Source organism: Streptomyces malaysiense, assembly GCF_000980885.2.
Lineage (GTDB): Bacteria > Actinomycetota > Actinomycetes > Streptomycetales > Streptomycetaceae > Streptomyces > Streptomyces malaysiense.
The window spans coordinates 1-2,006 of sequence record NZ_LBDA02000089.1; the positions used below are offsets into that span (position 1 = coordinate 1).

The window sequence follows — 2,006 nt, forward strand, 5'->3', positions numbered from 1 at the left end:
CGAGCACAGCTACCCGCACTGCTGGCGCTGCCACACCGCGCTGCTCTACTACGCGCAGCCCTCCTGGTACATCCGTACGACGGCCGTCAAGGACCGCCTGATCCAGGAGAACGAGAAGACCAACTGGTTCCCGGAGACGGTCAAGCACGGCCGTTTCGGCGACTGGCTGGACAACAACATCGACTGGGCGCTCTCCCGCAACCGCTACTGGGGCACCCCGCTGCCGGTCTGGCGCTGCGAGGACGACCACCTCACCTGTGTCGGCTCCCGCGCCGAGCTGTCCGGGCTGACCGGCACCGACCAGTCGCGGCTCGACCCGCACCGCCCGTACATCGACGCGATCACCTTCGCCTGCCCGCACGAGGGCTGCGGCAGGACGGCCACCCGCGTGCCGGAGGTCATCGACGCCTGGTACGACTCGGGTTCGATGCCGTTCGCGCAGTGGGGCTACCCGTACAAGAACAAGGAACTGTTCGAGAGCCGCTACCCGGCCCAGTTCATCTCCGAGGCCATCGACCAGACCCGCGGCTGGTTCTACACCCTGATGGCGATCGGCACCCTCGTCTTCGACGAGTCGTCCTACGAGAACGTGGTGTGCCTCGGCCACATCCTCGCCGAGGACGGCCGCAAGATGTCCAAGCACCTGGGCAACATCCTCCAGCCGATCCCGCTGATGGACCAGCACGGCGCGGACGCGGTCCGCTGGTTCATGGCGGCCGGCGGCTCCCCCTGGGCCGCCCGCCGCGTCGGCCACGGCACCATCCAGGAAGTCGTCCGCAAGACACTGCTCACGTACTGGAACACGGTCGCCTTCCAGGCCCTGTACGCCCGTACGTCGAACTGGGCACCCGGCGCCGCCGACCCGGCCCCCGCCGAACGCCCGCTGCTGGACCGCTGGCTGCTCTCCGAACTGCACGCCCTCACCGACCAGGTGACACAGGCACTGGAGGGCTACGACACCCAGCGCGCCGGCAAGCTGCTCTCCGCGTTCGTCGACGACCTGTCCAACTGGTACGTCCGCCGCTCACGCCGCCGCTTCTGGCAGGGCGACAAGGCCGCCCTGCGCACCCTGCACGAGGTCCTGGAGACCGTCACCCGGCTGATGGCCCCGATCACCCCGTTCATCACCGAACGGGTCTGGCAGGACCTGGTCGTACCCGTCACCCCGGGCGCCCCGGAATCGGTCCACCTCGCGTCCTGGCCGCAGACGGACCTCGATTCGATCGACCCCGCCCTGTCCCGCCAGATGGCGCTGGTGCGCCGGCTCGTGGAACTGGGCCGCGCCACACGCGCCGAGTCGGGCGTCAAGACCCGCCAGCCGCTGTCGCGCGCCCTGATCGCAGCGGCCGGATTCGAGACCCTGGACCGCGAGCTGCACGCGCAGATCACGGAAGAGCTGAACGTCTCCTCGCTGGCGTCGCTGTCCGAGGTCGGCGGCTCCCTGGTCGACACGACCGCCAAGGCCAACTTCCGCGCCCTCGGCAAGCGGTTCGGCAAGCGCGTCCAGGACGTGGCGAAGGCCGTGGCCGCCGCGGACGCGGCGGCGCTCTCCCTCGCCCTGCGCGAAGGCACCGCCTCGGTCGAGGTCGACGGTGAGACGATCACACTGGCACCGGACGAGGTGATCATCACCGAGACGCCGCGCGAGGGCTGGTCGGTGGCGTCCGACTCCGGCGCGACGGTGGCGCTGGACCTGGAGATCACGGAGGAGCTGCGCCGGGCGGGGCTCGCCCGTGACGCGATCCGCCTGATCCAGGAGGCCCGCAAGAACAGCGGCCTGGACGTCGCCGACCGCATCGCACTGCGCTGGACGTCCACGGACCCGGCGGTGATCGCGGCGCTCGGTGAACACGCCGAGCTGATCGCGGACGAGGTCCTGGCGACGGACTTCGCCCAGGGCGAGGCCGACGACAGTTACGGGGACACCTTCACCGACGAGGGCCTGAGCCTGGTGTTCCGACTGCGCAAAGCGTAGGCGCCGAGCGAGAAGGAGGGCGGCCCCGCCG

The 2,006-nt window shown here is 70.3% G+C and carries 1 protein-coding gene; it reads left to right on the top strand.

Annotated elements, in window-relative coordinates:
• The coding region (locus tag VT52_RS30655) for a class I tRNA ligase family protein (RefSeq protein ID WP_079175381.1) at positions 1-1,975 on the top strand (1,975 nt) is incomplete at its 5' end.
• Positions 1,976-2,006: the final 31 nt, after the last annotated feature.